A 20,503-nucleotide genomic window follows, 5' to 3' on the forward strand; every position below is an offset into this window, starting at 1 on the left:
ATACTTCAAAGAGGAGAACATATGAAAAAGAAACTTACTATTTTATTTAGCATGATGTGTATTTTAGTATTATCAGCATGTGGTCAAACTAAAGCTAATGAAGAGGCAACGAAAAAAACGGAAAAAAGTAATGATCCAAAAATCGCCTCTATGTCCATTCATTTAACAAATAATTTACTTGCATTAGGAATTACACCAGTAGGTTCTGTTATTGGCGGAGATTTAAAAGATTTCTTACCACACGCAAAAGAGCAGTTGAAAGATACGAAGAAACTTGGTGTTGTAACAGATCCGAATATGGAAGCGTTACTTCAATTGAAGCCAACTGACATTTATGTGGATGAAAAATACGCGGGCAAAGATTTAGCGAAATACGAAAAAATTGCAAAAACACATTCTTTCAACTTAGATGAAGGCACGTGGAGAGATCAGTTAAAACAAGTTGGTAAACTTGTAAACCGTGAGAAAGAAGCGGATAAATATATTCAAGATTACGAAGAGCAATCAAAACGAGTAAAAAGTTTAATAGATAAAGAATTAGGTAATAACGAAAAAGTAATGGCAATTCGCGTTACTGCAAAAGAATTACGAGTATTTAGTACGAAAAGACCGATGGGACCAATTTTATTCCAAGACTTAGGATTACAACCTGCAAATGGTGTAGAGAAAATTGATGGAAACCGTCCTTTCGAAGTCATTTCACAAGAAGTATTACCTGACTTTGATGCAGATGCTATTTTCGTTGTCGTTAACAGAGATGATAAAGCGAAAGCTGCATTTAAACAACTTCAAGAAACACCAATTTGGAAAGACTTAAAAGCTGTTAAAGGTAAGCACGTATACATTATTAATGACCAACCATGGCTTGACTATTCTGCTTTAGGTAACAAAATGGCAATGGATGAAGCGGAGAAAATGTTTACGAAATAATATAGATTCGATGTTAGGAAGATCCTCTGAATTTTGAGGGTCTTTTTTATTGTTAGAATAAATAAAAAATTATACAATAAATTTAATTTAATGCAGAGGAGATGTGCCGATGTCAGCACTTATTGTAAGTATCCCGTTTATAAAGCAGTTTATGGAAATAGGGGATAAATAGGCTAGAATAATTATCCCCATTATTTAATAAAGGGGAGTTTGAAATGACAATGAATCTTTTTCAAAATAAAACGATTAAATTATCAGTTATGAGAGAAGCAGATGCTGAATTAATGGCTATGTGGCAAGAAGATAGTGAGTATTTAAGGAATGTAGATACAGATGTAGCATTCCCGCAATCGATACAAGAAATAGCAAGTGATGGGCTATTAAAGGGACGGAGATCGAATAGTGTTTCTTTTATGTTAAGGACAGTTCAAGATGATTGCTTAATTGGTTTTGTTGCAATTCATGGCATAGAGTGGAATAACAGAACGGGTTTATTAGCCATTGGTATAGGAGATGCAAATGATAGAGGAAAGGGATATGGAAGAGAAGCAATCCATCTTATCTTAAAATATGCTTTCTATGAATTGAATTTACACCGCGTCGGTCTGGATGTGATTTCTTATAATAAAGCAGCCATTGCGTTGTATAAAAAGATAGGTTTTCAGATGGAAGGGTGTATGAGAGAAGCGGTTCAAAGAGATGGGAAGTGTTTTGATCGTATCATTATGGGGATATTGCGGGATGAATGGATAGGGTTGCAAGATTAGCGAATACATTCAATATTATATATGTAGTATGCAGGAGATATAATGATAATTGGCGAAAATTTACAGTGAACTGATTGAATTTATAAGGAGTTATGTAAAATGAATTTAGAAAAAGCAAAACCAGTAAATGAAGAGGTCGCTGAATTAAAGGAACTAATTAAAGAGTTACACGGAAGTGTACATCAACTGCAAAGCGAAGTGCAGCAACTAAGGCATGAAAGACCAGTTGTTGAAGTGAGAAAAGGTGTTCAATTATCACCAACAATTGTCGGACAAATTGGTGGTATGATTTTAGGTGGGTTAGCAATTATCGGTATATTTTGGTGATGAAAAAAGGTTTGCAGCACGATGCTGCAAACCTTTTGTATTTGACGATATAATTTCATGCAATACAACTTTTACATTAAATAACGTAAATATATATAACCATGTGATAACAAGAGTGCAACAATAGTTAATGGTAAACCAATTTTTAAGAAGTCCATATAAGAGAAAGCATGTCCTTCACGTTTTGCAATACCAGCAACGACTACGTTTGCAGATGCTCCGATTAGCGTTCCATTTCCTCCTAAGCAAGCTCCAAGAGATAACGCCCACCATAGTACTTCGATTTGCGGAGAATCGACAGATAGTCCGAGTCCTGTAGCTAAGTCTTGAATAAGAGGAATCATCGTAGCGACAAATGGGATGTTGTCGATTGTCGCAGATGCGATGCCAGATACCCATAAAATAAGTATAGCTGCGAATCCGATGTCACCGTTTGTTACGCCGATTACTTCTTTTGCAAGTGAAGAGATAAGTCCGATATCAATTAACCCGCCAACGAGAACAAATAGTCCGGCGAAGAAGAAAATGGTTACCCATTCAACGTGGGCAAATACATCTTCAATATCATGTTCTTTCACGCCGATTAACATAAGAAGTGTAGCGCCTGTCATCGCGATAACAGCAGCGTCTACATGAATAATCGAATGAAGTACGAAGCCTAAAATAGTTAGTCCTAAAATCGAAATAGATTTTAAAAGGAGGCTTTGATCTTTAATGTAATCTTTTTCGTTTAATGCCATTAGTTTTTCGATTTGTTCAGGTGTTGTTTTTAGTTTGTTACGATACATGAAGTAAATAATGCCAAGTGTCACGATAGAAATAATAATTACGATTGGAGCTAAGTTAAGTAAAAAGGCGTTAAAGTCTAAATGCTTGTTTGCTGATCCAATCATAATATTAGGTGGATCACCGATTAATGTTGCTGTTCCGCCTATATTTGAAAACAGCACTTCTGAAATCAAATAAGGCACAGGATTTACTTTTAAAATACGTGTAATGGATAATGTAACAGGAACGATTAATAAAACAGTCGTTACATTGTCCAAAAATGCTGATCCGACAGCAGTTAATAGGGATAGTAATAATAAAATGCGAATCGGTTTTCCGCCAGCTGCTTTTGCCGCTTTAATGGCCACAAATTCAAAGACGCCTGATTGACTCGTAATATGTACGAGAATCATCATCCCAATTAAAAGGGTAATCGTTTCCCATTGAATATGTGATGTGAAAGCAGTATGTAAATCTACAACTCCAAAAATAATCATAATAGCAGCACCGAATAGTGCGATTACAGCACGATTCAATTTCTCAGAAATAATAAATCCGTACGTGATTAAAAATACGGCAATTGCAAAATAATATTGCCAATTTGCTACTTCATGTGCTGATTGTTCCAACCATGTCACCTTCTTTAAATTATGTACTCAATTGTCGAAATGTATCTCGCTGCAATAATGAGGGATAAAATATATTGTAGCAAATTCAAAAAAGAAAGAAAACTATTTAACAAAGTGAAGGAAAAAATGTATTTTTTACATATCATATAAAAAATATAAAAAACACAGTGCAAATTATTAGGAAAAGTGAGCGTTGTCCTCTAATATAGAGATAGCAATTTACATTATTTTTGCGTAAAATGGTTTAAAGAGGTGAATTCCGATGGAAATAGTAAAAGATAGTTCTCTTATTCAAAATGAAATTGAACGTTTTGTAAATAAAGATGTATATATTCATTTAGAAACGACAAACGGAGCGTATGCATCACACATAAATGAAAAGATGATGACAGTTGGTGCTTTCATTCGAAATGCAATTATCCGTTTTGAACGCGGGAAGATAACTGGAACAAATCCATACCGAGTTGGTCTAAAAATGGATCACGGTTGGGTATATGCTGAAGGTATTACGCACTGGGAAGTAGATGGTCAAGAGCGTTTATTACTAGCTGGACATGATAATTTAGGTCGTCTAGCAGTTGCACTTGAGTTAAGCTTAACACCATTTAAGTAAGAAGGAGGGAAACTTATGGAGAGACATGTACTTGTTGTATTTCCGCATCCAGATGATGAAGCATATGCTGCGGGAGGAACAATTCGCTTATTAACAGATCAAGGAGTACCTGTAACATATGCATGTGGTACTCTAGGACAAATGGGACGTAACATGGGTAAGAACGTATTCGCTAACCGTGAAACGATTCCAAATATCCGTGAGAAAGAATTGAAAGATGCTTGTGAAGCGATGGGCATTAAAGATTTAAGAATGCTTGGCTTCCATGATAAAACGTTAGAATTTGAAGATGTTGATTTCGTTGCTGACAAAATTGAAGCAATCATTCAAGAAGTAAATCCATCTCGAATTATTACATTTTATCCAGAGCACGGTGTACATCCAGATCATAATGCATTTGGCCGCGCTGTCGTTCGCGCTGTATCACGTATGCCAAAAGAAGAGCGCCCAGTTATCCATGCTGTTGCGATTACGAAAAATCGTGAAGCAGTATTAGGAGAACCGGATGTTGTAAATAACATTAGTGAAGTATTTGATCATAAATTAACTGCATTAGGTGCGCACCGTTCACAAACAGAAGCAATGCTGGAAGATACGCATGCAAAAATAAAAAACAAAGATGCAGCAACATTAAAATGGCTGCAACTTGAACAGTTTTGGACTTATAAATGGGAGTAGGCTAGAAGGATACCTTCTAGTTGCTCTTACATAGAAAAAGCGCCGTCACTTGTGATGGCGCTTTTTCTTGTTGAAGACTATATATTTTTTAGGGTGCTTCAAAATTTTTAAATTAACGTGCAGTATAGCCTCCATCAACAAGAAGTGTTGTACCGTTAACAAAACTAGCATCATCACTTGCTAAAAATAAGACAGCTTTAGCGACTTCTTCTGGTGTTCCAAGTCTGCCTTGCGGATGAAGTGAAGCTAAATATTCTTTCTGTTGAGGATTAACACTACCTAGTAAAGGGGTGTCAATATAACCAGGGCACACCGCATTAATACGTATTCCATATTTAGCGTAGGCAGTACATAAATTTTGAGTTAATAGTTTCACACCACCTTTTGCAGAGGAGTATGCTGTTGGGGTAGGTAATGAAACAAAACTATGAATCGAACCAGCGTTAACGATGACACCACCTGTACCTTGTTTAAGAAATTGTTCAATCGAATATTTATCAGAAAGGAATACCCCAGACAAATTAATATCAATAGTTCTTTTCCATTTTTCATAGGATAATTCGTTTGCCGGTGCATCATCAGCAACGCCGGCATTGGCATACATAATATCTAATTTACCGTATGTACTTACTGTCTCATGAATTAGCTGTTTAATATCTGCCTCTTTTGTTACATCGGTTTTAATAAATAACGTATTATATCCATGTGCATTCAATTCATCTGATAGTTCTTTTCCACGTTCAGAAAAGTCAGCAATAACTACTTTTGCACCTTCTTCGATAAAAAGACGAACAGTAGATTCGCCAATTCCACTTGCACCACCAGTTATGATTGCTACTTTGTCTTTTAATTTCATATAAACCTCTCCATTCATCAATGAATTTAAGTCGAATTTTTAAATCTTGTTACTAAACTATTAACCTTAAATAGTAAGTTTATAGAAGAAAAAGCTCGCGTTTACTTAATCGTGAGAGTACTATTTGTGTCTTTATCCCGCTATTTGCCGGGCAGTAAGACCCGCACCTCAAAATTCAGCGGAAGCAAAGACGTTAGGTGGGGGCAGGCTACCTGTAAAAGCACGATTGATTAAAGTTTCACTTTATTGTACTTATTGATACAGTGATGCATGAAATTATTAATTTGGTCAATTTTATCATTAGATTGAATATTTGGTAAAGAGCCTTCGAACAGAGTGAGTGTGGATGCTGAAAAATTAAAATAAATATTCAGTATTATTTGTAGGGTAAGGAACAAAGGGGAGAGATAACTACTACGCTAGTTAAATAGGAGAAAGCCTTGCAGGGGGGCAAGGCTTTAAACAGGGTATTAAAAATTATTGATTTATTAAGAATAACTTCTTCTTGTGAATAAACTAATTTTAGCATGATAACTCATATATATGTGTTACGAATTTGTGAATAAAAACTCAATGATAAAAGTATGAGTGAAAGGAAATAAGGTATTTGGGATATGCATTATTACACAAAGTTCAGTTGAAATAGGGAGGAACATAAAAAAAGCGCAATGAGCAAAATAATTAAGAGACGAATTATACTAAAGATTAGTGGAACGCCTACTATTTAATTTCTTTTTGTATTTAATTCTTTAGAACTGATTGTTAATAATGTATGTAAGAAGCGTATATTTTGAATTATTTAATAGAATAATATATATTTATATTGATTTAATGATTTTAGTTTGTTAAAAATGGGGAAATCGATATGAAGGTTAAATTTGCCGTAATAAAAGATGAGAGCTTTGATTGTAGTTTATTGGAAACAAAATTATTGAAAACTTTTAAAGAAGTAGATTGTGAAGCAGATATTGTAAAGGTTGAGAATGAAATTTTTGAAAACAATGATGTACAAACGCATTTATCAGAAATAACCATTCATGTTACTGGAAAAAATATTGGATACAGATCCGTTTCAGCCAGTATATTTATTGTTCTAGAGAGTTTATCAATACAGCTATTTCGTATTCATATTAGTATATTTTAAGCAGTTCAAAAAGTGGATTCTTCAGAAAATCATACTGATTATATTAAGTTGTAAATATGAAAACAATAGAAATTATCGTAGGTGCTCCCGAATGTTGGATTGCACCTTGTTTGTTGTTAAATAAACTGGGGATTCCTTTTCTAATTTTAATGTATCTTAACGCTAATTCATAAATAGAAGAATGGAAACATGTGAGTGATTCAATTAGATTGTACAAATAATTTGGTACGCTGATATACGGAATGTATTCACAGGTAAGAGGGTTGTCTCATAATATATATAGATTTTTCTATAAAGATGAACAGAGGGTGTGAATATATGGAAGATGTTTACGCTAAAATTGACAGTCTCAAGGCGGAGCAAAAAGAAATTATGAGAGACATTCGAAATTTAGAAACGCGTACCACTATTAATGAGAAAGACATAGCAACAATCAATAAGCAATTAGAAAAAATAAGTACAAACACTACTTGGATTTTGCGAATTATTATTAGCGCGATAATAATGTCAGTTTTAGGATTGATATTAAAAGGGATGATTTAAAAGAAAGAGGGGAGCTCCCTCTTTCTTTTATGTAAATGAGAAACTATAAATTTTCCGTTTCCTTTTCGTCTGCATACTTATCCTCTAAGGAAATTAATAGAGGGATTGATATAGTTACAAGAATGATTAAAGTGGTGATAAAAGATTTAGAAAGAGAAAAAGAACCTTCAATTAAAGGTGATAAAAACTTGAATGAAAGTATACTTGTTATGAAGGAAATTACTAAAAAGCTAAAAAGAGATATATTTTTATTCTTTATAGATGTCTCTATAAAGTCTTTAACACAGGTTATTACGACAAATATAGTTAATATGATAAGAGAAACAAAATAATGTGTTAAATTCGTCATATTAATAGTAGGATCGTCTATTATGTAAGCAAGTAACTTAGATACTAATATTCCTCCAAACAATAAAATAATAAAAGCAAGTAATCCTTCCAATATATAAGTGCTGAAATTGTCTTTCTTGTTAAAGAGTTTATAGTTTAGAGTAGATTGGGTTATTTGAATTAGGAATAGGGTAATAATCCATACATAATGTACAAATGGTAATTCTCCTGAGAATAGAGAAATTAGAAAGTTTACTACTGTCCTTAAAATTTCAATCATTACGAAAGTCCTCCTACTTGTTCAGCTTTATGACATTAGGAATATATGAGTATATCATTTTATAATTAGGTTTATAGATTCAAACTATTTCTAATTATTCCATAATAAGGTGGTTATATCAAGTAGTTATCTTCTATGGCGTGTATTAGTTGTTCACTAATATAAAAAGAACATTTGAACGTTAATACTAGAAAAATAAAAGTAATATGTAATATAATTGAAAAAGTATATTTAAAAATCGATGTTAATATTACCCTCCTATAAGTATTAACATACGTAATTGAGGTGTTTTCTTTGTTGTTTTATGACCGGATTTCTATAATGGCCCCTCCTGTTCCGTAGCTAAGGAAAGTCTTTTTATTTCTGAGATTTTCAAAGTTATAGGAGGGTATGAAAAATGAAAAAAGTCTCAGTACCATCACTTTTGTTAATGATTATTCTTGTCGCATTTCCGCAAATTAGTGAAACGATTTACACACCGTCTTTACCGGACATTTCAAAGGCGTTACATGTAAGTAATAATGAGGTGCAGTTAACGCTTAGTGTGTATTTTGCTGGATTTGCTTTAGGTGTATTTTTTATTGGATGGCTATCAGATATAATTGGCCGTCGCCGGGCAATGTTATTTGGAATTGTCGTATATGGCGCTGGGAGTTTCTTATGCTTTATTGCAAATTCCATTGAAGTTTTATTGGTAAGTCGTTTTATTCAAGCGTTTGGAGCAAGTGCAGGATCAGTTGTGACGCAAACGATTCTTCGTGAAAGTGTAGAAGGGCATAAGAGGCATGTTATGTTTGCTCAAATCTCGGCAGTCATTGCTTTTACACCAGCGATAGGACCGTTAATTGGTGGCTTTCTTGATCAAATGTTTGGATTTAAAATAGTATTTTTAAGTTTAGTAGTTATGAGTATCGGTATTTTTCTGTATACGTTTGTTTCTCTTCCTGAAACAAAAACGGGCTCAGTAACGAATAAAATAAATGTATTTTCAGTCTTGAAGAGGTTAATTACAAATCCGAAAGTGATAACATATGGGCTGTTAATTGGAGGAGCAAATGGTGTTTTATTTAGCTATTATGCAGAAGCACCGTTTATCTTTATTGAATACTTTCAGTTATTACCTAGTACGTATGGGTTTTTAGGAATTGTTGTTGCGTCTGCTTCTATTGTTGGAGCGAAAGTTTCAAAGCGTTTACTTGCTACTTATAAACCAGAGAAAATTATATATATCGGTTGTCTTGTAATGACAGGGGGAGCTATCCTTTTATCTGTTATTACGTTTGTTGGATCAAATCTGAATGTAATATATATGGTTGTATTTTTAATAGCGATGTTTATATTGCTATTAGGAATTGGCATAGCGTTACCTAACTGTTTAAGTTTAGCGTTAGTAGATTTTCAAGATGTCATTGGTACAGCAGGTGCATTGTTTAGCTTAGGGTACTATGTAATTGTAACGATGACAATTTGGGGAATGAGTCAGCTGCATACAGGCTCATTAATGGTGATGCCACTTTATTTTCTGGTTATTGTAGTTATAATGGCAGTGTTTACTAGGGTGTTTATCTTTGGTAAGCAAACTTCGAAATCGATTTAAATATGAAATCATAAAAGAGTCTCATTTTTTAATGAGATTCTTTTATATTTTATTCCGTTGTTTTGAGGCAGAAAGGTTTCTGCCTCAAAATTTGGCTGGGGTAAAGAAGTTAGTAGTTTATTAATATATTAAATTTCTCATTGGTATATAAATTGAATGTGTGGGAAATTACGTTATTAACAATAAAGGCTGAAGTATTTAAGATATGAAACTAAGGAAAAAATGTTCTCCTCGGTTATTTATATTGTAATAATATACATGCCGGAATCATATTGAATAGATGTATTTTATTGTTAATTTAGTTAAAAATTAATCAGACTTATGTATAATAATTTATTGAAAAAATAATTGAATTTTTCAGATTAATGAATTAATATAAGGTAAGTAATTTTAAGATTTATAGAATATTGGAAGATGAAAGGTTTTGAGAATTTTATTAGGAGCGCAAAACGATTTTAGGATAGCTTTAAAGCTAGTGTAAAATGACGTTTGCTTCATCATTTTCAGGGCCAAAGGGAATTAGGGGAAAGCATCTTGTTTTAAAATGCGACGACTATGAATCATCTAAGAGGGGGAAGTGAAGTGGCAAACAAAGAATTGAAAAGAGGTTTAGAAGCACGTCATATTCAAATGATTGCTTTAGGCGGAACAATTGGTGTTGGTTTGTTTATGGGTTCAGCCAGCACGATTAAATGGACAGGTCCGTCAGTAATGCTTGCTTATGCAATTGCAGGTATTTTCATCTTCTTCATCATGCGTGCCATGGGAGAAATGTTGTATATGGAGCCAAGTACAGGCTCATTTGCGACATTCGGTCATAAGTATATTCATCCACTAGCTGGTTATATGACAGCGTGGAGTAACTGGTTCCAGTGGGTTATCGTTGGGATGTCAGAAATTATCGCGGTTGGAGCGTATATGCAATATTGGTTCCCAGATTTACCAGCTTGGATACCAGGTATAATTGCAATGGTTATTCTTGGTGCAGCCAACTTAATTTCAGTTAAGTCATTTGGTGAATTCGAATTTTGGTTTGCGATGATTAAAATCGTTACGATTCTGTTAATGATTATTGCGGGATTTGGCCTTATTTTCTTCGGGATTGGTAACGGCGGAGAAGCGATTGGCATATCTAATCTTTGGTCAAATGGCGGTTTCTTTACAGGTGGTTTTTCAGGATTCTTCTTTGCATTATCACTTGTAGTTGGAGCATATCAAGGTGTGGAATTAATCGGGATTACTGCTGGTGAAGCGAAAAATCCGAAGAAGACACTTACAAAAGCAATTCAAAGTACAATTTGGCGTATTTTAATTTTCTACATCGGTGCTATTTTCGTTATTGTAACTGTGTATCCGTGGGATCAATTAAGTACAATTGGTAGTCCGTTCGTAGCAACTTTTGCGAAAGTTGGTATTACGGCAGCAGCTGGACTTATTAACTTCGTTGTAATTACAGCGGCAATGTCTGGTTGTAATAGTGGTATTTATAGTGCTGGACGTATGCTTTATACGTTAGGGGTAAATGGACAAGCACCGAAATACTTCACGAAACTTTCTGGAAATGGTGTACCTTTATTCGGTACAGTTGGTGTAATTATTGGTTTGGCGGTTGGTGTTGTATTAAGTTATATCGCGCCGAAAAATTTATTCGTATATGTATACAGCGCAAGTGTACTTCCTGGTATGGTACCATGGTTCGTCATTTTAATTAGTCAAATTCGTTTTAGGAAAGAAAAGGGAGCAGAGATGAAAGATCATCCGTTCAAAATGCCGTTTGCTCCTGTAACAAACTATTTAACGATTGCCTTTTTAATTATGGTATTAATCGGAATGTGGTTTAACGATGATACTCGTATTTCACTAGTTGTAGGTATTATTTTCTTAGCTATCGTTACAATTAGTTTCTATGCTTTTGGAATAGGGAAGCGAGCTCCGTTAGACGTTCAAAACAATAAAGAGATTTCAAGTAAATAAAGAAAAGGCTGTTCATCTGGAACAGCCTTTTCTTATTGTTGTTATTTGTCGATAAATCGGTACACCTTGTCGAATGGTTGATATAATTTGATTTGTGATAGATATATTTGAAAAATTGTTGATATATTGTACGTTATGATAGATATATTCGAAAAATCGTTAATATAATTTCACATACTATCTGTCACTATCATGATTAAAATTTCTCTAATACGATTTTCCCTATGGTGTGCCCGCTTTCAAGTAGTGCATGTGCTTTCTTTAAGTTTTCAGCGTTAATCGGTGTGAATGTTTCATTTAAAGTAGTCTTTAAAATGCCTTCATCTAGTAGTTCGCTTACTTTATTTAATAGTTCGTGCTGCGTAATCATATCGCCAGTTTCATACATCGCTTTTGTAAACATAAACTCCCAAACGAGTGTAGCACTTTTACTTTTTAAAATACCCATTTCAAGAGGGTGTTCATTTTCTACGATAGAGCAAATTTTGCCTTGTGGTTTAATAAGGTCACATATTGCTTGCCAATGTTGATCTGTATTGTTTAAGCAGAAAATATAATCTACATCGCTGAATCCAAGGCTTTGTAATTGCTCTTTTAAAGGGGTATGATGGTCAATTGTATGGTCAGCTCCAAGCTTTTTAACCCAGTCTATCGTTTCGCCGCGGGAAGCAGTTGCGATTACATTTAGTCCAGCCCATTTCGCAAGTTGAATTGCGATTGAACCGACACCACCAGCTCCGCCGATAATTAAAATGTTTTTAAATGAGTTCGTATCTTTTTTAGTATGATCAATGCCTAAACGTTCAAATAAACCTTCCCATGCTGTAATCGCTGTTAAAGGAATTGCGGCGGATTCAGCATCATGTAACGTTTTTGGTTTCTTACCGACAATTCTTTCATCAACTAAATGATATTCACTATATGTACCTTGTCTCGTAATGCTTCCAGCGTAAAATACTTCGTCTCCTTCTTTAAATAATGTACAACTTTCGCCAGTTTGTACAACAACACCACTAGCATCCCAGCCAAGTATTTTTGGTGCATCTTCTTTTTTATCTTTCGGAGAGCGGACCTTTGTATCAACTGGGTTAACGGAAATAGCGTTAATTTTCACGAGTATATCTCTTCCTGTGGCAACAGGTTTTTCAATTTCCAGATTAATTAAACTGTTTTCTTCTTCAATAGGTAAGTATTCATGTAAACCAATTGCTTTCATTTGTAATCCCTCCATTAAAGTAAGAATCATTTACCTCTATATTATAGATGGTGAAATACTGCTATGTAAAAAAATACCCTCTTTTTTATGTAAGCTGTACTGATAGTCTAGAAGGAGTTTATTTCTAAAAAGAAGAATTTTTTACTGTATTACTTTATCCAAAACTAAATGTAAAGGTGGATACATAATGACAGTAAAGAAACTTTATTTCATCTCAGCAGGTCGTTGCATGTTGGATCATTCGTCTGTTAACAGTGCGTTAACACCGGGGAAACTATTAAACTTGCCGGTGTGGTGTTATCTTCTGGAGACGGAAGAAGGTCCTATTTTAGTAGACACAGGTATGCCAGAAAGTGCAGTTAATAATGAAGGGCTTTTTAACGGTACATTTGTTGAAGGACAGATTTTACCGAAAATGACTGAAGAAGATAGAATCGTGAATATATTAAAGCGTTTAGGGTATGAGCCAAACGACCTTTTATATATTATTAGCTCTCACTTACATTTTGATCATGCAGGAGGAAACGGTGCTTTTACAAATACACCGATTATTGTGCAGCGAACGGAATATGAGGCAGCACTTCATAGAGAAGAATATATGAAAGAATGTATATTACCGCATTTGAACTACAAAATTATTGAAGGGGATTATGAAGTGGTACCAGGTGTTCAATTATTGTATACGCCAGGTCATTCTCCAGGCCATCAGTCGCTATTCATTGAGACGGAGCAATCCGGTTCAGTTTTATTAACGATTGATGCATCGTACACGAAAGAGAATTTTGAAGATGAAGTGCCGTTCGCAGGATTTGATCCAGAATTAGCTTTATCTTCAATTAAACGTTTAAAAGGAGTTGTGGCGAAAGAGAAACCAATTGTTTTCTTTGGTCATGATATAGAGCAGGAAAAGGGTTGTAGAGTGTTCCCGGAGTATATATAGTGCAAAAAGTCATGAGTTCGCGTGCTCATGACTTTTTCGTTTAAATAATTTTTTTAAATAAATTATAAACTTTTTTTGAACTATCTTCGTTTAACTGATAGTACGTAAGGTTTACATCATCAGGAGTATCTTGCTGAGCAATCATCACTTCGCTGCTGTGATGATCAACTACCCATATGAAATATTTTTTATAAGTTCCATCTTCGAAAGTAATCCACATATCACAATCTATTAAGTCTGATCCTTCTTCATCTAATGTTAATTTTCCTTTTTTTGCGGTATTCATACTGTTAATAAACGTTTTTAATTCATCTGTTTTTGTGAGAAAGATATTCTTTTTTGTTTTAATTGATTCGACATGTATATCTTTTATTTCCTGTTTTCCTAAAAAAACAGGAGGCTCATTTGGATCTCGCGAGCTTGAAATAATAGTAGCTTTCTTTTTCGGCTTATTTGCAGTATACAGATCTTGAATAGATTTTCCCGAGTTTACAAACCATACAATTCCAGAAATAATTAATACGCTACCGAGCAGTAAAATGATTTTCTTAATAGAATATTCTCCTCTCTATTACTTCGTATGAAGAGCTTTTCTATTAATATATGATAGGGAGGCGCAAAGTATTATAGTTGAACTTGGTTATGCTTCACAGTTTTTACAGGGCGATCTACGAGTAAATTGTAAGTGAGACCAATTAGTACGAAAATGCCACCGATAACTTTGCCCATTGAGAGTTCATGCGACAAAATGAAATCAATGATAGTCCCCGCAAATAATTGTCCGATAAAGATGAGTAATGTTAAATAAAATGCTGATATTTTAGGAGTGATATAGTTCGATAGTGAAATGACGATAACGCCTACTAATCCGCCTAAGTACACAGCGATGGGAATAGATTGTAACGTCTGCATTGGAATATACAATGAATCTGAACTGAAAATTAAAAATAACATAGAGAAAAATAATCCAGTAATATAATTGAAAAACGTGCCTTCCCAATTTCCAATTTTTGCTGCTAAATTCGCGTTTATAATTCTAGCAACAACGATAGAAACACCAGCTAAAATAGCGATCGTAATATATAACATTTTTTTGCCTCCATTAATAAATTGTCATGATTATAATTCCGGAAGAGATGAAACATAATCCAATTAGTTTTTTCTTTTCAAACTTTGCAACTTTCATTCCTAATAAGCCGAAATGATCAATAACGATGGAAGCGATAGATTGACCGAGTAAACTTAATGCAATCGTAATAGAAGCACCAAGGACGGAGAAACTTATATTATTAAAAAGGACAGTGAATACTCCAATCGCTCCAGCGCTATATAAAAAAAGCGGAATACTTTTATCAAAATGAATTTTATTTTTGTTTATGATTAAAATGAAGATAACTGCAATTAAACCGACAAGGTGAATGACAACGCTTGCTGTATACTTCCCAATTAACTCAGATAAAATCCCATTCAGTGGAAGCATAACGGCGATGAGCACACCAATAAAGACAGAAAGAAAGTTATACAATGTAATATCCCCTTTAATTTTCATATTTGTAATGACTGTATCATGCTGAAATTGTGTATTACTATGACATATGTCATAGTGGAAGAAGAAAATTTTGATTACAATGGGGATGAGTGGTAAAGGCGGGGGAACTATGAAGAAAGTATGTAATTCAATTAAATTAGCAAAGTATATGAAACAAAATAATATTGATTCATTTTTTAGTAATGATATGAAACCGTATATGGAACTTATATTTTTTAAAAAGAATGAGTTTATTTGTAGAGAAAATGAAGAGATAGATTATTTATATTTTTTCGTTGAAGGAAAAGCGAAAGCGTTTAATACATTAAGTAATGGGAAATCTGTATTATTATGCTTTTATGATAGTTTGCAGTTGTTAGGAGATGTGGAGTTAATTCATTCTCAAAAGACTGCTTCAAACGTACAAGTAATGGCAGATTCATATTGTGTTGGTTTACCTTTAGGAAAAGTGAGAAATCAACTATTTCATGATGCGAAATTTTTACGATGTATTTGCGGATCGTTAGCACATAAATTAAACCGACTTTCAAAAAATAGTACTATTAATTTACTATATCCACTTGAAAATAGACTTGCGAGTTACATGTTAGCAGCAGGAGAACGAGCAGTTCAGCATGAAAATAGAATTGTGTTTAGTGGGAATTTAACGGAAATAGCGGAATTGTTAGGAACGAGTTATCGGCATTTGTTGCGAACATTAAATATTTTTTGTGATAAAGAGATAATAAAGAAGAACGATGGATGCTATGAAGTAGTAAACGTGGATGTTTTGAGAGAATTGGCAGCAGATGTTTATAAATAATATATTAAAGTAGGGATTAAGATGAAAATAGCTATAATTTCAGATATCCACGGAAATAGTCACGCTTTAAAATCGGTATTAAAAGATATTACACGTCGCAAGGTCGAAATGATAATAAATTTAGGAGATAGTGTGTATGGGCCGTTAAATCCTTTAGAGACAATTGAAATATTAATGAGTAGCGAGATGATACATATTAAAGGCAATTGTGATCGCATGCTTTGGGAACCTATACAAGAGCAATCTGCTACACTAACTTTTGTTCAAAATCAATTAACAAATTATCATATAGGTTGGTTAAAACAACATCCTTCACAATTTATTGTAGACGATATGTTATGTTGTCACGGTACGCCAACTTCAGATGAAGTGTATTTGTTAGAAGAGATGAATGAGAATGGTGCAATATTAAAGAATGAAAAAAATATAATGGATCAACTCCAAAATATAGAACAAAAAATAATAGTATGTGGTCATACACATATTCCTAGAGTTGTTTATTTAGCGAACGGAAAGATCATTATAAATCCAGGAAGTGTAGGACTTCCAGCATACAAAGATGAGTTACCTGTTATGCATAAAATGGAATCAGGAACTCCGCATGCAAAATATGTAGTGATAGAAAAGGTTTTGGGAGAATGGACAATTGAACAAATTTCAGTTCCTTATAATTGGGAAGAAGCTGCTGGATTGGCTGTTCAACAAGAGAGATATGACTGGGCACAGGCGCTAAAGACTGGGAAGATAGAATGAAGGGGAGTTTACTTTATGGTAAACTGCTCTTTTTTATTTTGAGTAGATATTGAATTATATAAAAATAAAATGTTATGATTATGGAAACATATGAATATATGAACAAATATTCATATGTAAAAGAAGGAGGGATTAGAATGAAAGACCTAATTATTATCGGAGCGGGTCAAGCTGGATTAATAATGGGATATTACTTGAAGCAAGAAGGGTATAATTTTTTATTACTTGAGGCAGGAAAACGAGTTGGTGATTCATGGAGAAATCGATATGATTCTTTGAAGCTTTTTACCCCAAGGTCTTACAGTAGCTTGCCGGGTATGACGTTAATAGGTGAAAACAATGAATTTCCATGTAAAGATGAAATTGCAACTTATTTAGAAGAATATGCAAGACATTTTCAATTACCGGTACAATTACAAACGGAAGTACTAAAAATAAAGAAAGAAAAAGAAATATTTGAATTACATACTCCTACAGAAGTTTTACAAACGAAAAAAGTTATTATCGCATCAGGTGGTTTTCAGCAACCATTTATTCCCTCAGTTTCAGCAAATCTATCATCACATATTTTTCAAATACATTCATCACAATATAGATCATCATCGCAAATTCCACAGGGGAAGGCACTTGTAGTAGGTGGCGGAAATTCAGGAATGCAAATAGCAGTAGAACTTGCAAAAACGCATGAAGTTACGGTGTCTATTAGTCATCCTTTAACGTTTTTACCGTTACAACTTTTTGGAAAAAGTATTTTTAATCTGCTAGAAAAAGTGGGTTTATTGTACGCTGAAATAAATACAAAGAGGGGAAGATGGTTTCAGAAGAGAAAGGACCCTATTTTCGGTTTTGAAGGTAAGAAACTTATTCGTAATGGAGCAATCAAACTGCAAGAAAAAGTAGTAAGTGCATCAGGAAATAACATTATGTTTCAGAATGGTGATACTTATAGTGCAGAAAGCGTTATATGGTCAACTGGTTTTGTACAAAATTATAATTGGATTGAAATTGAACAGGCAGTGAATGAGAAAGGATTTCCTAATCATATAAAGGGAATCAGTCCAGTAAAAGGATTGTATTATATCGGTTTACCATGGCAATCTCAAAGGGGTTCCGCACTTATTTGTGGTGTAGGAAAGGATGCAGCGTATGTACTTTCTGAAATCAAAAAAATAGATCAGTAGCAATAACTACTGATCATCCATATGTACATGAATTAGGAGAGGTCAAACATTTATTAACTTTATTATAATAGATTTTCATAGAATTAAAAACTGAAAATTCAAATTTTATGTTGAGAAAGTTTTTTGTATCGAAATATATGAAAAAATAGGGATTTTCATCCCACATTAACGGACAGTAAGGCCTCCACTGATTAAAGTTTCACTTTATTAAAAGGAAAAATGATATTTATATTTTAGTAAATTATGATATAGTCTAAATAAGTGTGTTTTTCCATAAATGTAATTATTTTCATTGTAGTTTCGTTTATATAAGGGAAGGAGAAGTAATTATGAAGTTTGATGATCAACGCTTACTAGGAGTCCGATTAGGTTCTGTACTTGTGACAGAGGAAAATCAATATTTAGTAATTAAGAAAAAAGATCATTATGCACTATTAAATATACATAATTTAGAATGCACTCATGTTGAAGTGCAGTTAGAACATTTGGAAGAAATGTTACATGAAGATTTCCAGGAAAGTATAACGGAAATTATCGCACCAGAACATATAAAAATTGTTGCGAAAAATGTTATATAGATAAAGAAGCTGGAAGGAACAGCTTCTTTATTTTCATTATAAGGATAACGTTTTTACAACCTCACCAATGATCCCTTCCATTTGATGAACACCTAAATCGGAATTGGTCATAATAACAGCGCCATTCCCGCAGTATGGATAACAAACCATCATACATTGAAATCCGACGCCCCATCCGAGTGAATAAATCTGTAATTCTTCATTAGAATCATCTAGAAAAACACCTAATCCAGTCCATTTTGAGCAACCTTGAGGAGAAATCATGTCTAGTACTAATTTTTGAGAAAGTTTTAGTTTGCCCTTTCCTTGTAAGGAATGAATGATTTCAATGACTAAAGCTGATAAGTCAGTGAAATAAAACAAATGAAAGTTAGTAAGGGGGAACATTCATGAAATTCTGGATGGTTATACCGATAGTAGCCTTTGGTTTCATTTATATCGCTGAAAAATTAACTACAATTGAAAAGAAAAATGATGCGCGTTTAAAGAGAATTGAAGATAGATTACAATTAATTACGAAAGAATTGGGAATTGTAGAAAGAGAACCTGAAATTAATAAAGAACTACGCCAGCTTGTAGAAGAAGGCAAAAAAATTACAGCAGTTAAGAGAGTAAGAGAAGCTTTTGGTTTTTCCTTACTAGAAGCGAAGCAATATGTTGATAAATTATAAAAAAGATCACCCATTTGGGTGATCTTTTTCACTGCACCATGCGTGTATTTACATAAGCCGCGATTATAACGTGTCCAATTATAATGATAGGAAATAAGATTTTGGCATTAGGAGTAGTGAAGACACTACCGATTGTCGCAATGACACCAGCAATTAAATTATAAAGACCTACTATTTTTGATAGTGTCACTTTATCAAGCACGCGGCGTTCGTTGAATCCTGATAAGAGGCAAGTGTATTGTTTTACTCCGATGAAATAAGCTAGTGCAAATGAAATGATTGCTACTATGAATAATGATGGTGAAGCGAAGAGAGTCATTGCAAACACCTCCGTTAATGGGCTATAAATAAATTATAGTCTGAATGTTATAATTTAACAAAATACAATTTTGATTTTAAATGTAATAGAAAAATGGAGTATTTGTAATGAGGGGAGATTAAGTATGAATATTGTGGAGTTTCAGATTGAGACGACAAATTAACGAAGGAACTAATAGAAATGGTAGAAAAGAAATTTCAGAAGCGCGTAACGGATTTCATTATTACACATGCGCACGCTGATCGAATTGGCGGAATAAAAACGTTGAAAGAAAGAGGTATTAAAGCGCATAGTACAGCATTAACTGCAGAATTAGCAAAGAACAGTGGATATGAAGAGCCGCTTGGAGATTTACAAATAATTACGAGTTTGAAGTTTGGCAATACAAAAGTAGAAACGTTCTATCCGGGGAAAGGACATACAGAAGATAATATTGTTGTTTGGTTGCCACAATATCAAATTTTAGCTGGAGGCTGTTTAGTAAAATCTGCGGAAGCTAAAGATTTAGGAAATGTTGCGGATGCGTATGTAAATGAATGGTCTACATCGATTGAGAATGTGCTGAAGCGATATGGAAATATAAATTCGGTAGTACCTGGTCATGGAGAAGTAGGAGACAAGGGATTACTTTTACATACATTGGATTTATTAAAATAAGAAATTGTAGAAATACAAAAGAAAGGAGAAATAATTTTCTCCTTTCTTTCTTCTAACTATATTTAAATGCTGAATCTGTCGATTACGTCAGCATATATTACTGAGATTTTAATTCCAAGTATACAAATACTAGTACTGTCATAATTGCAATAACAACGTAAGTAGCATCAAGCATTATAAGTGTTTTTAAAGTTTCAGTCATTCTAATTCACCCCTGTTATAAAAATATAACATGATCTTTTTATTGATTAGATAAGAGATCATAAAGATAAAATGTATATGAAATTTCTTAAGTAGTTTCTATATAAATATATCATATAAATAATGTAAGTAATGTTAAGATAGTGTAAATGTATTGTAAATAAAAAGCTTTACAATAAAGGCTTTAATAAAAAATGATA

Annotated in this window: 23 protein-coding genes and 2 pseudogenes; 16 read left to right on the plus strand and 9 right to left on the minus strand. The window is 33.5% G+C overall.

Annotated features, from left to right (window positions below):
- The first annotated feature begins 21 nt into the window (after positions 1–21).
- From CGQ22_RS14690 to CGQ22_RS14700, 3 genes are all read left to right on the plus strand, one after another.
- Positions 22–930 (plus strand): iron-hydroxamate ABC transporter substrate-binding protein, encoded by a 909-nt coding sequence (locus tag CGQ22_RS14690; protein ID WP_000728233.1) that lies wholly within the window; start codon positions 22–24, stop codon positions 928–930.
- Between the two features lie 215 nt (positions 931–1,145).
- The gene (locus CGQ22_RS14695) at positions 1,146–1,697 is read left to right on the plus strand and encodes a GNAT family N-acetyltransferase (RefSeq protein WP_089148893.1); all 552 of its coding nucleotides are present in this window, start codon (positions 1,146–1,148) and stop codon (positions 1,695–1,697) included.
- Positions 1,698–1,796: 99 nt separating this feature from the next.
- The gene (locus CGQ22_RS14700; protein WP_001047304.1) at positions 1,797–2,024 is read left to right on the plus strand and encodes a coiled-coil domain-containing protein; all 228 of its coding nucleotides are present in this window, start codon (positions 1,797–1,799) and stop codon (positions 2,022–2,024) included.
- 71 nt (positions 2,025–2,095) lie between these two features.
- On the opposite strand, the gene CGQ22_RS14705 is transcribed toward CGQ22_RS14700, so the two are convergent.
- A complete protein-coding gene (locus tag CGQ22_RS14705) occupies positions 2,096–3,421 on the minus strand; it encodes an ArsB/NhaD family transporter (RefSeq protein ID WP_000437989.1) in 1,326 nt (441 codons plus the stop codon).
- 262 nt (positions 3,422–3,683) lie between these two features.
- Between CGQ22_RS14705 and CGQ22_RS14710 the strand changes: the two genes are divergently transcribed.
- Together CGQ22_RS14710 and bshB2 are read left to right on the plus strand one after the other, a co-directional pair.
- Positions 3,684–4,034 carry a YojF family protein gene (locus CGQ22_RS14710; protein ID WP_000407046.1) on the plus strand — a complete coding sequence of 117 codons (351 nt, stop codon included), beginning with the start codon at positions 3,684–3,686 and terminating at the stop codon, positions 4,032–4,034.
- A 15-nt stretch (positions 4,035–4,049) separates the two neighbouring features.
- Positions 4,050–4,712 carry a bacillithiol biosynthesis deacetylase BshB2 gene (bshB2, locus tag CGQ22_RS14715; protein WP_000439487.1) on the plus strand — a complete coding sequence of 221 codons (663 nt, stop codon included), beginning with the start codon at positions 4,050–4,052 and terminating at the stop codon, positions 4,710–4,712.
- Between the two features lie 112 nt (positions 4,713–4,824).
- Here the strand turns inward: bshB2 and CGQ22_RS14720 are convergent, their stop codons facing one another.
- Positions 4,825–5,568 carry an SDR family NAD(P)-dependent oxidoreductase gene (locus CGQ22_RS14720; RefSeq protein WP_000768018.1) on the minus strand — a complete coding sequence of 248 codons (744 nt, stop codon included), beginning with the start codon at positions 5,566–5,568 and terminating at the stop codon, positions 4,825–4,827.
- Between the two features lie 865 nt (positions 5,569–6,433).
- Between CGQ22_RS14720 and CGQ22_RS14730 the strand changes: the two genes are divergently transcribed.
- Positions 6,434–6,712, plus strand: a complete 279-nt coding sequence (locus tag CGQ22_RS14730; RefSeq protein WP_000865020.1) for a hypothetical protein — start codon at positions 6,434–6,436, stop codon at positions 6,710–6,712.
- Between the two features lie 318 nt (positions 6,713–7,030).
- Positions 7,031–7,255: a hemolysin XhlA family protein gene (locus tag CGQ22_RS14735; protein ID WP_000390462.1), complete on the plus strand. Its 225-nt coding sequence runs from the start codon at positions 7,031–7,033 to the stop codon at positions 7,253–7,255.
- Between the two features lie 43 nt (positions 7,256–7,298).
- Here CGQ22_RS14735 and CGQ22_RS14740 read toward each other — a convergent pair whose 3' ends face one another.
- Entirely contained in the window at positions 7,299–7,865 is a 567-nt protein-coding gene (locus CGQ22_RS14740; RefSeq protein WP_089148894.1) for a DUF5823 family protein, read from the minus strand.
- Between the two features lie 397 nt (positions 7,866–8,262).
- Between CGQ22_RS14740 and CGQ22_RS14745 the strand changes: the two genes are divergently transcribed.
- Together CGQ22_RS14745 and CGQ22_RS14750 are read left to right on the plus strand one after the other, a co-directional pair.
- The gene (locus CGQ22_RS14745) at positions 8,263–9,462 is read left to right on the plus strand and encodes a multidrug effflux MFS transporter (RefSeq protein WP_089148895.1); all 1,200 of its coding nucleotides are present in this window, start codon (positions 8,263–8,265) and stop codon (positions 9,460–9,462) included.
- 582 nt (positions 9,463–10,044) lie between these two features.
- The gene (locus CGQ22_RS14750; protein ID WP_001284406.1) at positions 10,045–11,436 is read left to right on the plus strand and encodes an amino acid permease; all 1,392 of its coding nucleotides are present in this window, start codon (positions 10,045–10,047) and stop codon (positions 11,434–11,436) included.
- A gap of 196 nt (positions 11,437–11,632) precedes the next feature.
- Here CGQ22_RS14750 and CGQ22_RS14755 read toward each other — a convergent pair whose 3' ends face one another.
- Positions 11,633–12,652, minus strand: a complete 1,020-nt coding sequence (locus tag CGQ22_RS14755) for a zinc-binding alcohol dehydrogenase family protein (RefSeq protein WP_000643784.1) — start codon at positions 12,650–12,652, stop codon at positions 11,633–11,635.
- A 187-nt stretch (positions 12,653–12,839) separates the two neighbouring features.
- Here CGQ22_RS14755 and aiiA point away from each other — a divergent pair, with 187 nt between their 5' ends.
- Positions 12,840–13,592 carry a quorum-quenching N-acyl homoserine lactonase AiiA gene (gene aiiA, locus CGQ22_RS14760; protein ID WP_000216601.1) on the plus strand — a complete coding sequence of 251 codons (753 nt, stop codon included), beginning with the start codon at positions 12,840–12,842 and terminating at the stop codon, positions 13,590–13,592.
- 40 nt (positions 13,593–13,632) lie between these two features.
- Here aiiA and CGQ22_RS14765 read toward each other — a convergent pair whose 3' ends face one another.
- From CGQ22_RS14765 to CGQ22_RS14775, 3 genes are all read right to left on the minus strand, one after another.
- Positions 13,633–14,127, minus strand: coding sequence for a YhfM domain-containing protein (locus CGQ22_RS14765; protein ID WP_033690086.1), 495 nt, complete (start codon positions 14,125–14,127; stop codon positions 13,633–13,635).
- Between the two features lie 89 nt (positions 14,128–14,216).
- The gene (locus CGQ22_RS14770) at positions 14,217–14,681 is read right to left on the minus strand and encodes a DMT family transporter (RefSeq protein ID WP_000965803.1); all 465 of its coding nucleotides are present in this window, start codon (positions 14,679–14,681) and stop codon (positions 14,217–14,219) included.
- A gap of 13 nt (positions 14,682–14,694) precedes the next feature.
- Positions 14,695–15,141 (minus strand): DMT family transporter, encoded by a 447-nt coding sequence (locus CGQ22_RS14775; protein ID WP_002181299.1) that lies wholly within the window; start codon positions 15,139–15,141, stop codon positions 14,695–14,697.
- Positions 15,142–15,250: 109 nt separating this feature from the next.
- Between CGQ22_RS14775 and yeiL the strand changes: the two genes are divergently transcribed.
- From yeiL to CGQ22_RS14795, 4 genes are all read left to right on the plus strand, one after another.
- Entirely contained in the window at positions 15,251–15,943 is a 693-nt protein-coding gene (gene yeiL / locus CGQ22_RS14780) for a transcriptional regulator YeiL (protein WP_033703578.1), read from the plus strand.
- 21 nt (positions 15,944–15,964) lie between these two features.
- The gene (locus CGQ22_RS14785) at positions 15,965–16,696 is read left to right on the plus strand and encodes a metallophosphoesterase family protein (protein ID WP_089148896.1); all 732 of its coding nucleotides are present in this window, start codon (positions 15,965–15,967) and stop codon (positions 16,694–16,696) included.
- A gap of 137 nt (positions 16,697–16,833) precedes the next feature.
- Entirely contained in the window at positions 16,834–17,877 is a 1,044-nt protein-coding gene (locus CGQ22_RS14790) for a flavin-containing monooxygenase (RefSeq protein ID WP_089148897.1), read from the plus strand.
- A 329-nt stretch (positions 17,878–18,206) separates the two neighbouring features.
- The gene (locus CGQ22_RS14795; protein WP_000666947.1) at positions 18,207–18,455 is read left to right on the plus strand and encodes a hypothetical protein; all 249 of its coding nucleotides are present in this window, start codon (positions 18,207–18,209) and stop codon (positions 18,453–18,455) included.
- A 36-nt stretch (positions 18,456–18,491) separates the two neighbouring features.
- Here CGQ22_RS14795 and CGQ22_RS14800 read toward each other — a convergent pair.
- Positions 18,492–18,806: pseudogene (locus CGQ22_RS14800) on the minus strand (serine hydrolase domain-containing protein); the annotation flags it as partial.
- 38 nt (positions 18,807–18,844) lie between these two features.
- Here CGQ22_RS14800 and CGQ22_RS14805 point away from each other — a divergent pair.
- Positions 18,845–19,126, plus strand: a complete 282-nt coding sequence (locus tag CGQ22_RS14805) for a hypothetical protein (protein WP_089148898.1) — start codon at positions 18,845–18,847, stop codon at positions 19,124–19,126.
- A 28-nt stretch (positions 19,127–19,154) separates the two neighbouring features.
- Here CGQ22_RS14805 and CGQ22_RS14810 read toward each other — a convergent pair whose 3' ends face one another.
- Positions 19,155–19,445: a DUF3784 domain-containing protein gene (locus CGQ22_RS14810; protein ID WP_000171767.1), complete on the minus strand. Its 291-nt coding sequence runs from the start codon at positions 19,443–19,445 to the stop codon at positions 19,155–19,157.
- Between the two features lie 150 nt (positions 19,446–19,595).
- Here CGQ22_RS14810 and bla point away from each other — a divergent pair.
- A pseudogene (gene bla / locus CGQ22_RS14815) lies at positions 19,596–20,102 on the plus strand (subclass B1 metallo-beta-lactamase); the annotation flags it as partial.
- Positions 20,103–20,503: the final 401 nt, after the last annotated feature.

Origin of the sequence: Bacillus sp. M13(2017) (assembly GCF_002218325.1) — a bacterium.
Classification (GTDB): domain Bacteria; phylum Bacillota; class Bacilli; order Bacillales; family Bacillaceae_G; genus Bacillus_A; species Bacillus_A thuringiensis_K.